14 protein-coding genes are annotated in these 18,638 nt (G+C 71.6%); 2 read left to right on the plus strand and 12 right to left on the minus strand.

From position 1 onward, the window contains the following. Nucleotides 1–77: 77 nt before the first annotated feature. The 11 genes from OG370_RS16895 to OG370_RS16945 all read right to left on the minus strand — a co-directional run bounded on the left by OG370_RS16895 (nucleotide 78) and on the right by OG370_RS16945 (nucleotide 10,623). On the minus strand, nucleotides 78–2,996 hold the full coding sequence (locus OG370_RS16895; protein ID WP_328465085.1) for a BTAD domain-containing putative transcriptional regulator: 2,919 nt from the start codon (nucleotides 2,994–2,996) through the stop codon (nucleotides 78–80). A 58-nt stretch (nucleotides 2,997–3,054) separates the two neighbouring features. Then, nucleotides 3,055–3,753, minus strand: coding sequence for a TadE/TadG family type IV pilus assembly protein (locus OG370_RS16900; RefSeq protein ID WP_328465086.1), 699 nt, complete (start codon nucleotides 3,751–3,753; stop codon nucleotides 3,055–3,057). Then, a complete protein-coding gene (locus OG370_RS16905) occupies nucleotides 3,750–4,229 on the minus strand; it encodes a TadE/TadG family type IV pilus assembly protein (RefSeq protein WP_328465088.1) in 480 nt (159 codons plus the stop codon). The genes OG370_RS16900 and OG370_RS16905 overlap by 4 nt, the downstream gene beginning before the upstream one ends. Nucleotides 4,230–4,234: 5 nt before the next feature. Further along, nucleotides 4,235–4,759 carry a TadE family protein gene (locus OG370_RS16910; protein ID WP_443060691.1) on the minus strand — a complete coding sequence of 175 codons (525 nt, stop codon included), beginning with the start codon at nucleotides 4,757–4,759 and terminating at the stop codon, nucleotides 4,235–4,237. Between the two features lie 25 nt (nucleotides 4,760–4,784). After that, nucleotides 4,785–5,045, minus strand: coding sequence for a hypothetical protein (locus OG370_RS16915; RefSeq protein ID WP_328465090.1), 261 nt, complete (start codon nucleotides 5,043–5,045; stop codon nucleotides 4,785–4,787). 49 nt (nucleotides 5,046–5,094) lie between these two features. After that, nucleotides 5,095–5,937, minus strand: a complete 843-nt coding sequence (locus tag OG370_RS16920) for a type II secretion system F family protein (RefSeq protein WP_328474187.1) — start codon at nucleotides 5,935–5,937, stop codon at nucleotides 5,095–5,097. A gap of 71 nt (nucleotides 5,938–6,008) precedes the next feature. Next, nucleotides 6,009–7,064 (minus strand): type II secretion system F family protein, encoded by a 1,056-nt coding sequence (locus OG370_RS16925; RefSeq protein ID WP_328465092.1) that lies wholly within the window; start codon nucleotides 7,062–7,064, stop codon nucleotides 6,009–6,011. Beyond that, the gene (locus tag OG370_RS16930; protein ID WP_328465094.1) at nucleotides 7,064–8,374 is read right to left on the minus strand and encodes a CpaF family protein; all 1,311 of its coding nucleotides are present in this window, start codon (nucleotides 8,372–8,374) and stop codon (nucleotides 7,064–7,066) included. The genes OG370_RS16925 and OG370_RS16930 overlap by 1 nt, the downstream gene beginning before the upstream one ends. Next, entirely contained in the window at nucleotides 8,371–9,171 is an 801-nt protein-coding gene (locus OG370_RS16935; RefSeq protein ID WP_328465096.1) for a hypothetical protein, read from the minus strand. Before OG370_RS16935 ends, OG370_RS16930 begins: the two co-directional genes overlap by 4 nt. A 27-nt stretch (nucleotides 9,172–9,198) precedes the next feature. Next, nucleotides 9,199–9,939, minus strand: a complete 741-nt coding sequence (locus OG370_RS16940; protein ID WP_328465098.1) for a hypothetical protein — start codon at nucleotides 9,937–9,939, stop codon at nucleotides 9,199–9,201. 360 nt (nucleotides 9,940–10,299) lie between these two features. Further along, the gene (locus OG370_RS16945; protein WP_328465100.1) at nucleotides 10,300–10,623 is read right to left on the minus strand and encodes a hypothetical protein; all 324 of its coding nucleotides are present in this window, start codon (nucleotides 10,621–10,623) and stop codon (nucleotides 10,300–10,302) included. Nucleotides 10,624–10,831: 208 nt separating this feature from the next. On the opposite strand from OG370_RS16945, the gene OG370_RS16950 reads away from it, so the two are divergent. Beyond that, nucleotides 10,832–11,500: a hypothetical protein gene (locus OG370_RS16950; RefSeq protein WP_328465102.1), complete on the plus strand. Its 669-nt coding sequence runs from the start codon at nucleotides 10,832–10,834 to the stop codon at nucleotides 11,498–11,500. 62 nt (nucleotides 11,501–11,562) lie between these two features. On the opposite strand, the gene OG370_RS16955 is transcribed toward OG370_RS16950, so the two are convergent. Further along, nucleotides 11,563–13,644: a hypothetical protein gene (locus tag OG370_RS16955; protein ID WP_328465104.1), complete on the minus strand. Its 2,082-nt coding sequence runs from the start codon at nucleotides 13,642–13,644 to the stop codon at nucleotides 11,563–11,565. A 313-nt stretch (nucleotides 13,645–13,957) separates the two neighbouring features. On the opposite strand from OG370_RS16955, the gene OG370_RS16960 reads away from it, so the two are divergent. Further along, on the plus strand, nucleotides 13,958–18,523 hold the full coding sequence (locus OG370_RS16960; RefSeq protein WP_328465106.1) for an FtsK/SpoIIIE domain-containing protein: 4,566 nt from the start codon (nucleotides 13,958–13,960) through the stop codon (nucleotides 18,521–18,523). Nucleotides 18,524–18,638: the final 115 nt, after the last annotated feature.

Raw genomic sequence — 18,638 nt, forward strand, 5'->3', positions numbered from 1 at the left:
GCCGGCCGCGACCTCAGCCGGCGGCAACCCCGGCCGGCGAACTCCCGTGCGCGACAGACTCCCGTGCGCGACGGACTTCAGTTGGCGATGCTGCCGCGCCAGACGGGCAGCAGCTCGTCCAGGAGTGCCTCGACCCGTGGCGGCAGCCCCCTGGACGGGCCGTTGGCGGAGGCGCGGGCGAAGAGCGCCGCGGCAGCCGCCTCGAGCCGTCCCGGATCGCCGGTCGCGTTGGCGGATCGCAGGTAGGCCAGCCAGAGGCGTTCGTCGTCGGGTGAGATCGCCATGCCGGTCTCGATCGCCGCGACGGCCGCCTTCGGCTTGTGCGCGTCGAGGTGGAGCGAGGCGAGCGCGAGCGCGATCTCCGCCACCAGCACCGGGTGCTGCGCGTCGACGATCTCGTGGCCGAGCCAGCCGTAGCGGCCCGGCGCCCGGTCCTCGAAGAGCCGGCCGCGGGCGAGCGAGAGGGCGTCGGTGAGCAGGCGGCGCCGGGCGGCCGGATCGCCCGCCGCGCGGCCCTCGGTGGCCTCGTGGTGGAGCGTCTGGAGGACGTCCCAGTCCGAGACGACGGTGGTGCTGAGCACGATCCGCCCGGTGCCGTCGAGGGTGAGGCGCTCCCCGCCGTCGGGGTCGGTGCCCAGCCAGTCCCGCAGCCGGGCGATGAGCGCGTCCCGTACGTCCTCGGTGACCCCGCGCGGCCACAGCGCGGACGCCAGCACCCGCGGGTGCACGCCCTCGCGGTGCAGCAGCAGCAGCGCCAGCGCCTCGTGCAGCAGGCCGCTGCGCTCCCGGTCGGGCGCGTCGACGCCGACCACCTCGAACGGGCCGAGCAGCCGCGCGTACACCCCCGGGCGGCCCTGGTCGCTGAGGTCGACCAGGAACGGCGGCGCCTCCGGGCCGGGGCCGTCGCCGTCCGCCTCGGCGAACAGCCGCAGCACCGACTCGTACTGCGTCTTGGGCAGCAGCTGGGCCTTCATGTCCAGGCCGAGCAGCGGCGCGAGCAGCCGCCCCGCCGGGGTGATCTCCAACTCCCATGCGGCGCCCGGCAGATCGGTGCGGCCCGAGCCGACCAGGTAACCGATGCCCAACCGCCCTGCGTCCGCGGCGAGTTCGGCCAGCCGCTGCGCCTCCTCCGGCGAGGGCTCGGCGGCCAGCAGCACCAGGTGCGGCGCCCACTGGGTGTGCTGGGCGCGGCCGGTACGGCCGGTGAGCACGCTGTCCTGGCCCGCGGTGCGCAGCGCCCCGGAGCGCTGCACGGTCTCCGCGGCCATGATCTCCACGACCTCGGCGACCGTGCCGATGTGCCGCACCCGCGCGGGCGCCAGCGCGGTCAGGTCCTGGGCGAAGCCGACCAGCGTGACCGTCATCCGGTCCGACCAGCCGTTGGTCGCCAACTCGGCCGCGACCGAGGCGAGTACGGCCTCGCGGTCGGCCTTGGCGCCGCTCAGCGACACGATCCCGGGCACCGCTTCGAGGTTGAGCAGCAGCCGCGCGCCGTCCAGGGTGCCCAGCACCGCCAGGCCCGGGTACGGGGCCGCCGCCGAGGTGTCGATGTCCTCGACCAGCCGGGCCCGCTCCAACTGCCAGAAGGTCTCGTCCTGCCCGGTCTGCCAGGGCGCCGGCGGCTGCCCGTCCGGCCAGGCCAGTTGCAGGTGCAGCGCGTCCTCGGTGAGCCAGGCCGCGTACACCACGGGAAGCTTGCGGCCGTCCGCGTCGAGCCGGACCGACAGCGAACGCAGCGCCCGGTCCAGGAAGTTGACGGCGTCCTGGTCGGCACCGATCCGCAGCGCGTCCGCGACGTCGGCCTCCGCGCCGGTCGGGGTACGCGGGCTGCGCAGCGCGCCCGCGGTCAGCGACTGCCACAGCGCGGTGCGCCGCCGCCGGCCCAGCGCGGCGAGCAGGCCCGCGGCGAGCAGCGGCGCGCCGATCAGCGCGTCGGACAGGTCGAAGCCGTGCGACGCGGAGAGCCCGGTGACCACCTCGCTCGCTCCGCCCGCGACGCTCTCGTGCGCACCGCCGCCGGAACCGCCGCCCGAGCCGCCCGAACCGCCCTGCTCGCCCGCCGGGGTCTGGTGCGCGGCGTGCGCGCCCTCGGCCGTGGTGTCCTTCGCGCCGCCGTGCTGGGCGTAGTGCAGGATGTCGGGCGCGGTGTGCGGGGACGCGACGGGCATCTCGACGAGGTCGCCGCCGTGCGCGTCGGCGGGCATCTCCAGCACCCAGCCGGGCCGGATCAGGCTGGCCTGCGACAGCTGCGAACCGTCGGGCTGCACGCGGTCCTTGTTGAGCTGGTAGATCTCCTTGTAGCGGCGGCCGTCGCCGAGGTGCCGCTGCGCTATCTCCCACAGCGAGTCGTGGTGCCGCCCCTCGGGCGGATTGATCCGGTAGAACTTCGTCGCCTGCTGGGTGGACTGGCCGCCGCCCTGCGCGGTGGACGCGCTCGGCCCCGACTGGTGCTGCACGGCGGCCTGATGGGCCGCCGCCTGCTGCCCGGGGGTGGCCTGCGCGGTCGCGGCCACACCGGGCCGGGCCTGGCTCTCCATCGAGTGCTGCTGGCCGAGTTGGGCGAGGCCCGGGACCAGGCCCGCGGTGCTCACACCGACCAGCAGCAGCGCCGCGATCAACTGCCGTGCCAGCAACTGGCTCGGGCCGCTGCCCGGCACCCGGGTGGGCATGCCGACCCCGGACACCGCCGCCTTCGCCTCCACCAGCACGCACGCGGTGAACTGCGCCCACGCCACCCACACCAGCACCGCCAGCGTGTTGACGAACGTCTCCGAGGTGATCGGTTGCTGGAGCACGTCGGAGTTGAAGTGGTGCGGGAACGGCGACCCGATGTACATCAGCAGCGCGGCCGGCACCGCCACCACCAGCACCGCGAGCGCCAGGAACGCCCCGAACGCCCGCACGATGTCGCCGAACGTCCGCTGCCTGCGCGGTGGTTGGGCCGCTCCCCCGCCCTGCTGCGGGCGGTTACGTCCCGTGGCGGTCGTGCGTGCCATGGCTGCTTCCTCTGCCTTCGGTGGTACGGGTCCTTGTCGTACGGTTCGCGCGCCGCTGTCAGTTGCCGGGGCCGGTGATCGACACCGCGTCGGCCTTGCCCTCGACGGTGATCGAGCTCTTGTAGAAGAAGCCGCTGAGGATCGGTTTGTAGGTCACGTACACCACCACCTCGACCCGGTCGGGCCCGGTCGGCGGGGTCGGGCAGCCGGCCCGGCGCCAGTCGCTGGCCGGCAGGTCGACGTCCCGGGCGAACTGCTGCACCCGGGCGGTGCACTGCTGGTAGTCGATCACCGGCTGGGCGCCGCTCCCGGCGTTGCGCAGCGCCTCCACGTCGATGTCCTGAGCGGCGTACCGCGCGGCCTGTTCGGCGATGTCTGCGGCGCGTTCGCGCTTGGCGATGGACAGCCCGCCGTCCACCACGAAGGCGGCGAGGGCCATGAACACCAGCGCGAAGATCACCACGGCGGCGGCGCCGGAGCCCCGGTCGTCGCCGCGCAGGGCGCGCAGCCGGGCGGTCAGGGTACGGCCGGCGAGCGGGCTGCCGTCCACGGCGGCTGGACCGGCGGGGGCGTTGCGCCTTGCGGGGACGGTCTGCTTCGGGAACGCCATCACGTTGCCCACCACGTCGTCCACCAAGTTGCCCAGCGCCTCGCCCACGGCCGCGTCCCCAGCGACACCCGTAACCACGTCCGTAGCCACGCCCACGGCCGCTTCCACCGCGTTCGTCGGCGCCTGCACCTTCGTCGCCGCCCTCATGTCGCCGACCTGCGGTACGGGTCGAGCGGCGAGGCCGACGTGGAGGTCACGGTCTTGGTGATGGGCAGCCCGAGGAAGCTCAACCCGCGCACTGTGCAGGTGACTTCGATCGTGAAGAGGGTGTCGGGACGGAAGCTGGTGTCGCCGACCGGGGTGACCGTCGCCGGCTTGGTGCAGGTGCCCGCCAGGTCGTCGTGCGCCGCCTGGACCGCCTGCTGGATCGCCTCCGAGCGGCTGTGCTCGATCGAGCCGGCCCGGGCGGCGTCGCGAGCCGCACCGTCCACCGCCCCGCGCCCGTCGACGAGTTGGCCGAACGCGACCAGCATCAGCACGAACATGATGATCACCGGGGCGAGGATGACCACCTCGATGGTGGACAGCCCCCGGTCCCCGTCGCGGCGCCCGGTACGGCACCGGCCGGCCGCCGCGCGTACTCCGCCTACCGCGGCGGCGCGCGCTCTGAGCGCGAACTCCATGTCCCTCATCCCCCGTTGTCCGGCACGAACCGCTCGACCGGACCCGACGACGTCTCGTTCACCTTGAAGGAGAAGCCCGCCAGCGGGAAGACCGTGGGCACCTTCGCCGTCACCTGGACGCGGACGGTGTCGGCGTCGTTCGCGTCCCTGCTCGGGACGACGTGCGGGTCGATCAGGAGCTCGGGCCCGAGTTGCCGGATGTAGTCGCTCGCGGTCTGACTCGCGTCCCCGGACCAGTCCTGGCCGGTCGACGCCTCGTCCCTCGCCTTGCGGGCGCCGGCCCGCGCCGCCGCCTGCGCGACATGGTCGGCGAAGTAGTACATCCCGAACTGCACGGTCGCGAAGATCATGAAGAACAGCACCGGGGTGAGGAAGACGAACTCGATCGCGGTCATGCCGCGGTCGCCGCCGGGGCGTGCCGGAGCACGTCCCGGCGCCGCGGGCGCGCGGCTGCCCACGCCGCTGTCGCCGTGTGCCGCGTCAAGCCGGCGGTGTACGGCGCGGCGCAGAGTACGGGTCGTCCGTCCCATGGCTGCTCTCCCCCCGACAGGCCGGTCAGCAGCCGTCCTTGCTGCCGTCCGCGCCGGCGATGCAGTTGCTGACGCCGGTCGCCTTGCTGTTCAGGGCGTTCTTGATGATGAACCCGACCGCCGCGACGATGGCCACCACGATCGCGGAGATCACCACCCACTCGACGGCGGAGGCGCCGCGGGACATGTCCTCCTCGGTGCGGACCCGGTCGATCCGCCCACGCAGGTAGACGTAGAGGAAACTCAGTTTCGGGTCGAAGGATGTCAGTCGGTCCATGCGGTTCATGGCTCGGTCCTCTCGGTGGACGGTCGTCGTCGGAGCTGCACGATGGTGATCAGACCTGGAAGACCCGCATCGCGGCGGGGTAGATCAGGAAGACCAGGAAGCCGGCGGCGAGCAGCATCTGCGCGACCAGCATGGACTGGGACTGCTCGCCGGCCTGGCCCTCGATCTCGGACAGTTCCCGGTGGCGCATCGTCTCCGCGCGCGAGGCCAGCGACTCGCGGATCTTCGCGCCGTCGTCCGCGACCAGCGCGAGCGTGACGCCGAGGTCCTGCAACTCCTCGATGCCCAGTTCGTCGCCGAGCCGGCCGAGGGCGACCCACTGGCTGGTGCCGGTGATCCGCGCGTCGGCAAGGCAGTTGCGGATGCGCATCAGCGCCCAGCCGTCACTGATCTCCGCGGCCGCCATCAGCGCCTCGGGCAGACCGCGGCCGCCGGCCAGGTTCATCGACACCAGGTCGAGATAGGCGCCGATCACCCGCCGAAGGTCCTTGCGCTTGGCCGCGGCGTCCCGCCGCACCTCGAGGTCGGGCAGCAGGAAGAACACCACGGCGAACAGCACCGCCAGCCAGACCGGGATGATCGGGCTGATGCCGAAGCCCACTTCCGCGCCCACCGCGACGAGCGCCGGGCCGAAGACCACACCGGCCGCGGCCAGCGCCGTCTTGGTGGCGAGGAACGTCTCCCAACTGCGGTCGAGCACCGCGAGGTCGGAACGCAGCGAGCGCAGCTCCCAGCCCTGCTGCAGGTAGAAGGCGGCGACCCTCCGACCGAGTTGGGCGCGCCAGCCCTCGGCCTTGACGGAGTTGCCGGTGGTGTCGGCAGTGGTGGCACCGGTGGCGCGCAGCGCGTCGATCTGCGCGATGGTGGACACCGCGCTGCGCCGGCTCGGCATCAGCGCCCGGATCAGTGCGAAGATGCCCAGGCCGAAGACGGCGCCGACCAGGCACGCGAAGACGATGGTGTTCACAGGTTGCCGGCCCCCTGTCCCGGCACGGCCGGACGGCCCTGCGCTCCGTAACCCGGGACGGCCTGTGCCGCTCCGGGCGCCTGCTGGGCCGCACCACCGTAGGGTCCGCCCTGCCGGCCGGCCGCGCCCTGCGGACCGCCGGCCGGGAACTGCCCGACCGTGGGCGGCTGTTGGGCGGTGCGCTCGGGGCCGTGCACGAGGAAGCGGTCCGGCGTCTCGATCTTCGACAGCTTGCGCAGCCACCAGAACCCGGCCGCGAACAGCAGGCACACGATGGCGAGCACGAGTTGGCCCACCGCGCTGCTGTACGGCTGGACGAAGCCGCGGTTGAAGATGGCCAGGCCCAGTACGAACACCACGGAGACCACGACCACGATCTGCACGCTGCGCCGGGTGCTGGCCCGCTGCGCCATCACGCGCTGCCGCATGTCCACTTCCTCGCGGGCGGACTTGGCCAGTGCGCCGAGCACGTCCCGCAGACCGGGGCCGCGCAGCCGGGCGTTGAGGATGAGGGCGGCGATGATGATGTCGGCCGAGGCGTCGTCGATCTCGTCGGCGAGCATCTGGAGCGCGTCCGGCAGCGGCCAGCGGGCCCGCAACCGGTCGACGAGGGCGTCGAGATGGACCCGCAGCGCGGGCGCGGCGGCCCGGGCGGAGGCCGGTATGGCCTGCTCCAGGCCGACGGCGCCGGCGATGGTGTCGCGCAGCGACTCGGTCCAGCCGGCCAGCGCCTCGACCCGTTTCATCGCGGCGCGTTCGTCGGAGGCTCCGCCGAACAGCCGGTCCCAGGCGAAGACGAGCAGTGCGGTGGCCGCGCCGAGCACCAGCCACCGGGTCAGGCCGAGTACCGCGAGGCCGACCACGATGGCGATCGAACCGCGCTGGGTGAGGAACCGGCTGATCTCCGAGGCGCGTTCGGCGCCGGACTGCCCGGGGGCCACCGGCTTGGGCGTCCAGCCGCGCATCGCGACGACGAACAGCGCGATGCCGCCGCCGCCCACCGCCCCGGCGAGCAGACCGTAGAGCGTGGTCATCGAGAAGAAGCCGGACATTACCGCCACACCCCCGTGGGCTGGTAGCCGTTGGCGAGCAGTTCGTCGAGGCAGGAGATGGGCGCGTGGGGCAGGGCCACCGCCGCGTCCGGGTGCTCGGCGAAGATCTCGCTGGAAAGGACGCGGCCGTCCACGCCGTTCACCTCGCGGATGGAGGTGACGACGCGGCGCAGGGTGCCGCCGCGCTGGAAGTCGTTGCGACGCTGGATGAAGACCACGAAGTCGATGGCGCCGGCCACCAGCATCTGCGACGCCTCCACCGGCAGCCGCTCCTTTGCCTGCAGCGCGTAGGTGGAGATGCGGTTGAAGACCTCGGCGGAGCCGTTGGCGTGGATCGTCGACAGCGAGCCGTCGTTGCCCTGCGACATGGCGTTGAGCATGGTGACGATCTCGTCGCCGAGCACCTCGCCGACGATGACGCGGGAGGGGTTCATACGCAGCGAGCGGCGGACGAGTTCGGCCATGGAGATGGCGCCCAGGCCCTCGGAGTTGGGCAGCCGCTCCTCGAACGCCACGACGTTGGGGTGGAGTTCGGGGAACTGGTCGAGGCCGAGTTCCAGGGCTCGCTCGACGGTGATGAGGCGCTCGTGCGTCGGGATCACGTTGGCCATCGCACGCAGCAGCGTGGTCTTCCCGGCGTTGGTGGCCCCGGCGATCATCAGGTTCTTGCGGGCGAGCACCGCCGAGGACAGGAACGACCCGACCTCGGGGGTGATCGTGTGGTTGCCGACCAGGTCGGCGAGGAAGACCTTGCCCAGGCGGGCGCGCCGGATGGACAGCGCGGGGCGGCGGGTGACGTCCATGACCGCCGAGAGCCGGGAGCCGTCGGGCAGCCGCAGGTCGAGTTGCGGGTTGGCGGTGTCGAACGGGCGCGAGGACAGGCCGGAGTAGGCGCCGAGCACCTGGATCAGCTCGATCAGTTCCTCGTCGGTCTCGGCGACCGGCTCGGCCTGCAGTTCACGGCCGTCGGAGTAGCCGACGAAGACCTGGTCGCAGCCGTTGATGTCGATGTTCTCGACCTCGGGGTCGTCCAGCAGCGGCTGGAGCCGGCCGACGCCGAACAGCGCGGCGTGCACCGCGGCGGCGTACGCCTCCTCGCCGTGGGCGTCCGGCGGGGTGCGGCCGACGGCGATCTCGGCGCGCGCGTAGTCCTCGAGTATCTGGGCGATGATCGCGCGGGCGAAGTGCCGTTCGTCCTCCGGCGACATCGCGGTGCGGGCCGCGACCTGGTCCAGCCGCCGCTGCTCGGCGATGCGGTCACCCGCCTCCTGCCGGAAGCGTTTGACGAGCGAGTGGTCCACCTCGCTCATCGCAGGACCCCGTACCGCTGCGGTACGTCGGCGGTGACCTGGCGGGCGGAGCGGATCAGCAGGGACTTGTCGAGGCGGCCGCGGCGCCGGCCGCTGAGCATCTCGGCGCCGGCCGCGTCGTCGGCGAGGGTGCCGACCACCCGGGCGGAGATCTGCGAGGCCACCAGCATCTCGTTGACCTGGGCGGCGAGCCGGGCGCTGCGCCCGGTGTCGGCGATCAGCAGCACGCCGATCGGCGGGTAGCCGAGCGCGGCGGCACCGCGCTGCGAGCCGTGCAGCTTCGCGGACAGCGCGCCGGCCCGGTCCCTGACCCGGGCCAGGTTCTCCGGCTCGGTACGGGCGACCAGCAGCACCAGGGCGGCGTGCGGGAGCAGTTCGAGGCTCGGCGAGTCGGGACCGATCCGGCCGCAGTCGGCGATCACGTCGGCGGCGCCGTTGGGTGACTCGGCGAGCGTGGCGAACGCCTGCCCGAGCATCGGCCACAACCCGGAGAGCCCCGCGGCCTGTTCGGCAGCGGCGAGGCCCACCAGCACGTCAAGGCCGCCGACCAGCGGCTGCGCGTGGTCCCACAACTGCTCGGCGGCCAGGCCGTGCCGGGCGGTCGCGGCCAGCGACAGCAGGCCGGAGTTGGGGTTGAGCACCCCGCCGTGGGCGCCCGTCGAGCGGTAGACGAGGTCACCGCCGGCCGGGTCGGCCTCGGCGAGCAGGACGCGGCGCGGCCATACGGCGGCGAGCGCCACCGCGGTCGTGGTGACGCCGGGGGAGCCCTTGTCCGCTGCGATTGCGATCAGTGCCATCTCGTCTGCCTCGTCCGCGCCGCTCGATCAGTGCTTGCTGGGGACGAGCACGAGGGAGACGTTGCCCGCCGCGGAGGCGATCGCCAGTGGACCCGCGTCCTCGGCGTCCGCGACGACCGTGGCGGTCGCGCCGCCGTCACCGAAGTTGCTGTTGGACATTTTGAAGTCCTTGATGATCAGGTTGTCGCTGATCGGTGTACTGCCGCCGCCGGTACCGCCGGTCGCACCGGACGAGTCGCCGGAGGACTTGGCGTCGTTGCCGACCAGATATGCCGCCACGGTGAGGCCGTTGGCCAGACCGCTGGGGAACTGGCCCGCCTTCAGCGACAGGCCCACCAGGGTCTTGCCGGGCGCGAGCACGTTGGAGTTCTGGCTGATCATCGAGCGGACCAGGACGGACCCCTTGGTCAGGTTGGTGGCCGCGCGCCACTGCGAGATCACCTGCTCACGCTGGTCCCACCGGATGTAGTCGACGCCGGTGCCGTCGGCGACCATCACTTCCTGCATCGCGGAGGCCGGGATCTTGTCGCCGACCGCGACGTCATCCATGACCTCGACGACGGACACCTTGTTGCCCGCGCGCAGCACCATCACGGTGGCGCCGAGCGCGCCCACCAGGATCAGCAGCACGGCGAGCGCGGCCAGCGCGGGCTTGCGTTCGCGCGGCGCGACCGGCAACCGCCCGGCGCCCGGTCCGTTCAAGTGCGGTGCGGGAACGGACTGGCGGCCACTGCCGCCGCCCGCGGCGGAACGTTCCCTGGTCTTCACTTCACTGCCCCCGAGCCGGCGCATCGCATCAGCTTTTTCGGCCCCGTGCGGCGAGTCCGTCGCTCTCCTGTCCGGCGACGACCCCACAGGCCGATGTCAAGTCACCGCACGCTATCAGCGCCAAACAAACGCCCTCAAGGCGTGGCCGGTGACAACCCGCACACATCATTGCAACAGAACGAAACGACGTCCGCCCGCACCGGTCAACCACCCCGATCCCGCCATGAACCCCCGCACCTACGGCAATTGCCCGGAAATCCGGGCCACCGCACGGATACGGCCATGCTGCGATACGGCGATCAGTGCCGGATTGCGGGGCGGTACGGGCCGGGCCAGGCCCGCGCGGCGCCCTCCGCTCCGCTAGTACGGCATGTGGTACATCTTGGCCTCGCCCGGGGTGACCTTCTCCGGGAGCTTGCCGATCTCCGCGTCGATCACCGGCACGAGTTTGCCGAGCAGCGTCTGGATGGTGCCGTGGCGGCCCTTCACATCGGCGCCCCAGGAGTCCGCTGTCTTGCCGACCCACACCTTGCCGCCGCCCATGTCCGAAACGGTCGTCTTCAACGGCTCCTTGAGCGCGCCGAGATCCTGCATCAGTCTGCGCTTGAGAGCCTGCAGATCCTCGATCGCCGGATTCGGCACTGTCGCCTGTGGCGCGAGGTTGCTGGTGCTGCTGTCACCCATCGAGTTGTCCCCCGTAGCCGAACACGATCACAACGAGAATATCCGCGCTTGCGCGAAGCGCCGACTGCACGGGAACGGGAGCAGGCGCCGGAGCTGAAAGCTCCGGGCCGGATGCCCCGGCTTCCGCTTTCGGCCCGCTGTCCCCGTGTGCGCGCGGCGCACCTGCCCCTATGGTATCTGCTAGCCCCCGCAGGAGGACGAGGACCACGTGACGAACAACGCCGCCGACAACGACAACGCCATCGCGCTCACCCCGATCTCCGTGCCCGACCCCACCGACCGCGACCGCGCCAAACGCCGCAGGAAGGTCATCGCGCTCGTGGGAGCGGTGGTCGTGGTGGCCGGCGGCATCAGCTGGTGGGCCGTGGCCGCGAACAGCGGTGGCTCCAAGCCGACCAAGCACACCGCGGCGATCCCGAAGGCGTTCGGGGCGTACACGGAGGCGAAGGACGGGACCGAGTGGGCCGGGCTCACTCCCCACAACACGGACATCACCAAGGGCGACGTCGACCTCATCTACCTGGGGTCAGCCGGCCGCGCCGCACTGGTCGACGTGTCCCTCGACCCTCCGGATTACAAGAGTGACCAGACCGACTACGGACCCGGGTCGGCCGCGATGACTTCGCAACTCCTGGGGACCGACGGGAAAGAGAAGATCACCAGCTCTCCGGCCGGCAAGCAAGGCGGCACGATCCAGTGCGCCGATGTCTCGGCGGCGGGGCGCACCATCTCGCGGTGCGCCTGGCAGAGCAAGGCCGCCACGGTCACGCTCTCACCCGGTCTGGACCAGCACACGATCGTGGACCACAACGCCGCAGATGTCCTGCGTTCCTTCCTCGACGCCCTGAAGATCGAGCCGAAGGCCCAGGACAGCTGACCGCGGTCCGGTCCGGCAGGCGGCCACCCGCGTCCGGGTAGCCGCCTGGTGAACCGCTTTCCTCACTCCGCCAGGTGCTGGAGCTGCTGCCCCTGCGTGAAGCCGCGGGAGTCCACGTGGTTGACGATCGCGGGGTCCATGAGCCAGCTGTTGTAGGCGGTGCGCTGGCGGGGGCTCATCTTGTCGATGTCCATGACGGTGCCGTCGGACGTGATGAAGTTGTCGGCCGGCGCCTTGATGTAGTCCTTGGGGTTGCCGGTGTACGTCTTCGGCGAGCCGTTCCTGGGGTGGATCGTGACCGGCGCCGTCACGTCGGACGAGAAACCGCCGCCGCTGAGCTGCGAGTTGGCCTCGCTCTGATACTCGTGCTGCCAACTCACGTCGAGTTCGGAGTCGTTGATCTGCTTGTACTTGGCGGCGAGGCCGGGGGCGTCCTCCGGGGACACCGACACCTTGCTGGCGATGTAGTCCGTGAGCAGGTCGGTCGCGGACCCACCCAGCTCCGTGGCCTTCTCCGTGCCGAGTTCGGTGATCGCGGCCGTACCACCGGTGGCGGCCCCCACCGCCAGGTCCTTCGCGGTCGAGATCAGTGCGGTTCGCGCACTGTTGACGCCCTCCGCCCAATCGTCGGCGTCCGTCTCGATCGAGCCCTTGGCGTACTCGAAGGCAGTGCTGTACGCCTTCATCATCATCCCGCGCTGCATGGCCCGGTAGTCCTGCGCGTGCTCCGTGGTGTCCTTCTTCGCGCTGCCGACCTCGTTGGTGATCTGGGTGCGGAAGGAGTCGAAGAGCGCGCTCTCCTGGCCGGCGACGGTCGGGTTCCGGGCCGACTCGTTGAGCAGTGCCTGCCACAGCGGCGCGCCCACCTCCAGGCCGGGGCGGTTCGGGTCCTGGCCGGCCAGGAACGCCTTCTGGTCCCACTGCGACATCTTCTCGGTGAAGCCGCCCGAGGTGGCGTCGGCGCCCCACAGCGTGTTGCCGGTCGGCGACGTGATCCCGTAGACCATGTCGCTCCAGTTGGCCGTGATCAGCTTGCCGTAGTAGACGTCGATCGGGTCGTAGGGGTGGATCTTGCTCGAATCACCGTTCTGATGGCGGTAGTTGTCCATCATGATGCGGCCGGTGAGCTTCTCGGCGAGCGGCCGGTTGGTCGTCTTCAGGTCGATCGTGCCGGCCGACATCATGTCCGCGAACGCCTTCGCCCGGGCGGGCGGCTGGCCGAGGTCCCAGGGGCCGTGCGGGTAGATGATGGTCTGCATGGTGTCGTAGTTGTGGTCCATCCACTCACCCGACGCCTCGGGGTTCTTGCTGATCGCGTTGAAGAGCTGGGTGTAGTGGTCGTCACCGAAGACGCCCTTCTCCATGCCCGAGCTGTTCATGAACTCGCTGCCGTTCTTCGAACTGTCCTTGTCGAAGACGCGGTTGCCCAGCGCGACCAGGTAGTCCTTGTCCTGCGAGCCGCCCGGCAGCAGCCCGGTGAGGTAGTCGGCGCGGAAGACGCCCCGGGGGTCCTTGAACTTGTCGAACCACTTGTCCCAGCTCGCCTGCTTCTGGGCGGCGGTCTGCCCCTCGTAGGCGACCTTGGTGAAGGTGCCGAAGGTCTTGGCGATGACATCACGGTCGTGCTTGGCCTGGTCCGGGTGGTCGCCGTACCGGCTGTACATGTTGTCGTCGGCCATGTCGTTGGTCAGAACCATCAGGTTCTGCGGACCCAACTCGTTGTAGAACGACTTGAGATAGTCCGGGTCGTCCCCGTGGGCGCTCAGGTCCGAGAAGAGGTCCTCGGACGGGTCGTCGCCGTTCTTGATCGCGTCCTTGTACTTGTCCGCGAGGGCCTTGCCGTCCTTCTGCGACTGGGCCGTGGTGTTCACCATGCTGTCGTCGATGGTGACCATGCCCTTGTGCCCCGGATACGGCTTCTCGGTGGCGATCGCCAGGTGGTAGCGACGGGTGAGCATCGGCATCTGATCGTCCAACCAGCCGCATATGCCGACCAGTTGGGAGAGAGACGAGGTATCCAGCCCCTTTTCGGCGAACTGCGACTTGTACGACGTCGCGGTGGTCCGCAACTGGTCCTTGTCGCCCTTGAACGAACTCGTCATCTTCTGCAGGCCGTCCGGATCTATCCCGGAAAACTCACCCATCCGCTTCTCCTCCCGTTGCCGTTTGTGCCTTTTGCCGAGCTTCCGCTTCGTGAGGACGTCGTCTTCCCCGCGACAAGGCGCACCCGGCCGGGCCCCGTGTTGTAGACGAGGATCGCATAGCCGCGAGAAACGGTTCCGCCCTCGACGGCGGTTCCGGTGGCGGACGCCGGAGCCGTCGGCCCCGCCGGGCCCGTGACGGGGCTTACCGGCGGATTCCGCGGGCCTATAGCCTCGTGGGAACTCTGGGATGGTTAATGGACCCAGGCAGAGTGGATGCGGGGCCCGGTGCGGGCCCACGGGGAGGGACACAGCCATGCGCGTGACCGTGACGGTCGTACAGCAGGGCGTCGACGCGCAGGACGTACTGGTGACCGCCGACGACTCCGCGAGCGCGGAAGACGTGGCGCTGGCACTGGGGCGGGCGGTCGGCGCGGTGGCGCAGGAGCCGGCCGGGCAGGTCGGGGGCGTGGTCGTGCAGTTCCCCGGGCAGCACCAGGGCGGCGCCCGGGCGGGCGGACAATCGGGCGGAATACCGGGCGGGCAATCGGCCCGGCAACCGCTCGGCCAGCCGGGCGGATCGAGGGTATGGCCCGCCCAACCGGTCATCACCGCACCGGTGTTGTGGGCCGACGGCGTGCCCTGCGACCCGCAGGCGCAGGCGTCGACGGTGCTGCGCGACGGGATGCGGGTCACCGTCGACGACTCGATCGGGCCGTTCATGCGCACCGGCGAGCCGTCCGGGCGCTACGAACTGCGGGTGTGCGCGGGGCCGGGCGCCGGCCGGGTGGCCCGGCTCGGTGTCGGCACCGCGACCATCGGCTCCGCGGTGGGCTGCACCGTCACCGTGCAGGACCCGGCGATGGCGCCGACCGCCGCGCGCGTCTCGGTGGCCATGGACGGCACCGTGACGCTGATCGGCGCGCCGGGTTCCGGTCTGACGCTGGAGAACGAACCGGTGGAGTCGGAGCGGCAGTGGCCGCTGCGCGCGCAGGTGAAGGCGGGTGAGTCGGTGCTCGTGCTGGACGAGCCGAGCACGCCGGACGCCCACCTGTCCCCGATGGGCGAGGGCGGCCTCGCCTACAACCGGCCGCCCCGGCTGAACGCGCTGTCGCCGCGGCCGCGGCTGTACGTCCCGCAGAAGGGCGAGAAGAACGACCGCGCCCGGTTCCAGGTGCTCACCCTGGTCGTCCCGCTGCTCTTCGGCGTGATGATGTACTTCATGGTCCACCAGGTCTACATGCTGCTGTTCTGCGTGATGAGCCCGGTGATGATGGTCGGCCAGTGGGTCAGCGAGAACCGCCAGGGCAAGCGCAAGAACCAGGACGCCGCGAAGAGCTTCAAGGCCGCGATGGCCGAGCACGAAGAGGACCTGGAGGCCGCCCGGCTCTTCGACCAGCGGGAGCGGCGCTCCAACTACCCTGACGCCGCCGAGATCCTGCTCTTCGCGACCGGCCCGCGCCGCCGGCTGTGGGAGCGGCGGCTGACCGACCCGGACGCGATGCGGCTGCGGATCGGCGTCGCCGACCTGCCCGCCGACATCGAGTTGCAGCCCAAGGGCAACATGCCCGAGGGCGCGCCCCCGCTGGAACTCCCGCTGGTCTACGACGTGCCGCTGCCGCTGCCGTTCCCGGAGATCGGCGTGATCGGTGTCGCGGGCGAACGGGCCAGGGCGCTGGCCACCACCCGCTGGCTGGTCTCGCAGGCCGCGGTGCTGCACAGCCCGCGCGACCTGTCGATCGTGGTGCTCTCCTCCGCCCATGACGCCGAGCAGTCGTGGAGCTGGGCGCACTGGCTGCCGCATCTGGCTCCTCAACAGGGCCAGGACTGCGTCTCATTGATCGGCACCGACCAGGAGGCGGCCGGCCGCCGGATCAACGAGCTCCTCCAGGAACTGGCCCGGCGCAAGGCGGACTCCGCCGCCAACCAGAGCGGCCGGCTGCGCCCGGACCCGTACGTCCTGGTGGTGCTGGACGGTGCGCGGCTGCTGCGCCGGATGCCCGGCCTGCCGCAACTCCTCCAGGAAGGGCCGCAGTTCGGGATGTTCGCGCTGTGCGTCGACGAGGACGAGCGGCTGCTGCCCGAGGAGGTGCGGCTCGCGGTGTGCTGGTCCCAGCACGCGGCCAGCCGGCTGCACCTGCGCGGCGCGGGCCTGGAACGGCTCGGCGAAGTACTCGCCGACCAGGTCGGCCCCGACTGGTGCGAGTTGGTGGCCCGCTCCTTGGCGCCGGTGCGCGACGTCAGCCGCGACGACGCGGACAGCGCGCTGCCCACCTCCGCACGGCTGCTGGACCTGCTGGGCATGCCCGACCCGGTGGGCGAGCAGGTCGCCGGGATCTGGCAGCGCGGCGGTTCGACGACCGCTGCGCCGATCGGCGTCGGCGCGGACGGCACCTTCGTCCTGGACATCCGCAAGGACGGCCCGCACGCGCTGGTCGCGGGCACCACCGGCGCGGGCAAGTCCGAGCTGCTGCAGACGATCATCGCCTCGCTGGCGGTGGCCAACCGCCCCGACGCGCTCAACTTCGTCCTCATCGACTACAAGGGCGGCAGCGCCTTCCAGGACTGTGCGCGGCTGCCGCACACCGTCGGCATGGTCAGCGACCTGGACGCGCACCTGACCGAGCGCGCACTCGCCTCGCTCGCCGCGGAGTTGCACCACCGCGAGACGATCCTGTTCAACGCGGGCACCAAGGACATCGAGGACTACAACGACGCACGGCGGATGCGGCCGGAGTTGGAGCCGATGCCCCGACTCGTGCTGATCATCGACGAGTTCGCCTCCCTGGTGGCCGAACTGCCGGACTTCATCGCCGGTCTGGTCGACATCGCCCGCCGCGGCCGTTCGCTGGGCGTGCACCTGGTGCTGGCGACGCAGCGGCCCGCCGGTGTGGTCAGCGCCGACATCCGCGCCAACACCAACCTGCGGATCGCGCTGCGCGTCACCGACGCGGACGAGTCGCGGGACGTCATCGACGCGCCCGACTCGGGGGCGATCGCCAAGTCCACGCCAGGCCGCGCCTATGTCCGCTCCGGCGCCCAGTCGCTGGTCGGCGTGCAGTCCGCGCGTATCGGTGGCCGCCGCCCGGCGGTCGGCCAGGAGCGCACCAAGGCCGAGGTGGCACCGCTGGGTTGGCGGTCGCTGGGCCGGCCGATACCGCGCGGCGCGCAGGGCGACGGCGACGACGGCACCATGGTGACCGACCTCGCGGTGCTGGTGGACGCGATCAGGGAAGCCTCCGACCTGCTCGGCTTCCCGGCGCCGCGCAAGCCGTGGCTGGACCCGCTGCCCGAGCACATCGTCGCGGAGGACCTGCCGGCGGATGCCGGCGCGACCCCGACCGGCGACGTCTCGCCGATCGGCTACGGTCTGACCGACCTGCCCGCGCAGCAGGCCCGCGCCCGGCTCTCGGTCGACCTGGTGCACGGCGAGCACGTCCTGATCGCCGGTGGCCCGCGCTCGGGCCGCTCCACCGCGCTGCGTACGATCGCCGGCTCGCTCGCCCGCGACACCGCGCCCAGCGACGTGCACCTCTACGCCATCGACTGCGGCGCCAACGCGCTGCTGCCGCTGGTGGCGCTGCCGCACTGCGGGGCGGTCGTCACCCGCGACCAGCCGGAGCGGCTGTCGCGGCTGCTGGACCGGCTGTCCAGCGAGGTGTCGCGGCGGCAGCAACTCCTCGCCGTCAAGGGCGCGTCCAGTGCAGCCGAGCAGCGGGCGATGGCGGCCACCCCGGAGGAGCGGCTGCCGTGGATGGTGCTGCTGCTCGACAACTGGGAGGGCTACACCTCGACCTTCGAGTCGTACAACTACGGCAAGTTGATCGAGGGGGCCATGCGGCTGTTCCGGGAAGGCGGTTCGGCCGGGCTGAAGGTCGTCATGACATCGGACCGGTCCGGTTTCCTCGGAGCGATCTCGTCGGTCTTCGCGGACAAGCTGATCCTGCGGATGGCCGACCCGAACGACTACGTCAACGGCGGCCTGGGCCCGCGTGACGTGCCGAAGAACATGCCGTCCGGACGGGCGCTGCGCCCCACCGACCACGGCGTCCAGGAGAACCAGGTGGCGCTGCTGGCCGCGGACCCGGCCGGCCAGGCGCAGGTGGAGGTGCTGCAGCGGATCGGACGGCAGTCCACCGAGCGGATCGGGCGGGTGGGGCGGCTGCCGAAGCCGCAGCGGCCGATGCGGGTGGACGCGCTGCCGCCGCGGGTCACGCTGACCGACGCGATGGCGCTCGACCCGGACTTCACGCCGTCGTCGCCGCTGTGGGCGCTGATGGGCGTGGGCGGCGACGAGTTGGCGCCGGTCGGGATCGATCTGCAGGACGCCGGGCCCGGGTTCGTGATCGCCGGGCCGCCGAAGTCGGGCCGCTCGACGGCGCTGATCACGGCGGCACGGTCGCTGCTCGCCGCCGGTACGCCGGTGGTGCTGGTCACCCCGCGCCGTTCCCCGCTGCGCGACCTGGCCGGTCAACCCGGCGTGCTGGGACTGCTGATGGGCACCGACGCGAGCGCGGAGGACCTGACGGAGCTGACCGGCAAGGCGGGCGGCGAGAAGTTCGTGGTCCTCGTGGACGACAGCGAACTCCTCTACGACACCACGCTGGAGACGGCGCTGGAGGAGGTCGTCAAGAGCGGCATGGACGGCGACCACGCGCTGATCGCGGCCGGGTCGGCGGACTCGATGGGCTCGCAGTACCGCGGTTTCGTGGTGGAGGCGCGGAAGTCGCGCAACGGCATGTTGCTGTCGCCGCAGGGCGGTTCCGAGGGCGACCTGTTCAACGTGCGGCTGCCGCGGGACGTGGGCGGCGGCCCGCTCGGCCGCGGTCTGCTGATCCGCGGGGGCACGGTGATGCAGGTGCAGGCGGCGGAGCCGGTGTAGTCGGGGTTCGCTTTACGGGGACCTGCGTGCAACTGGCCTGCGGGGCCGCGCCGTTCAAGGGCGCGGCCCCGCTTACGTCTCCGGCCGGCTGACCGGCTGACTGGGCGGCTGGGGC

Source organism: Streptomyces sp. NBC_00448, from assembly GCF_036014115.1.
GTDB lineage: Bacteria > Actinomycetota > Actinomycetes > Streptomycetales > Streptomycetaceae > Actinacidiphila.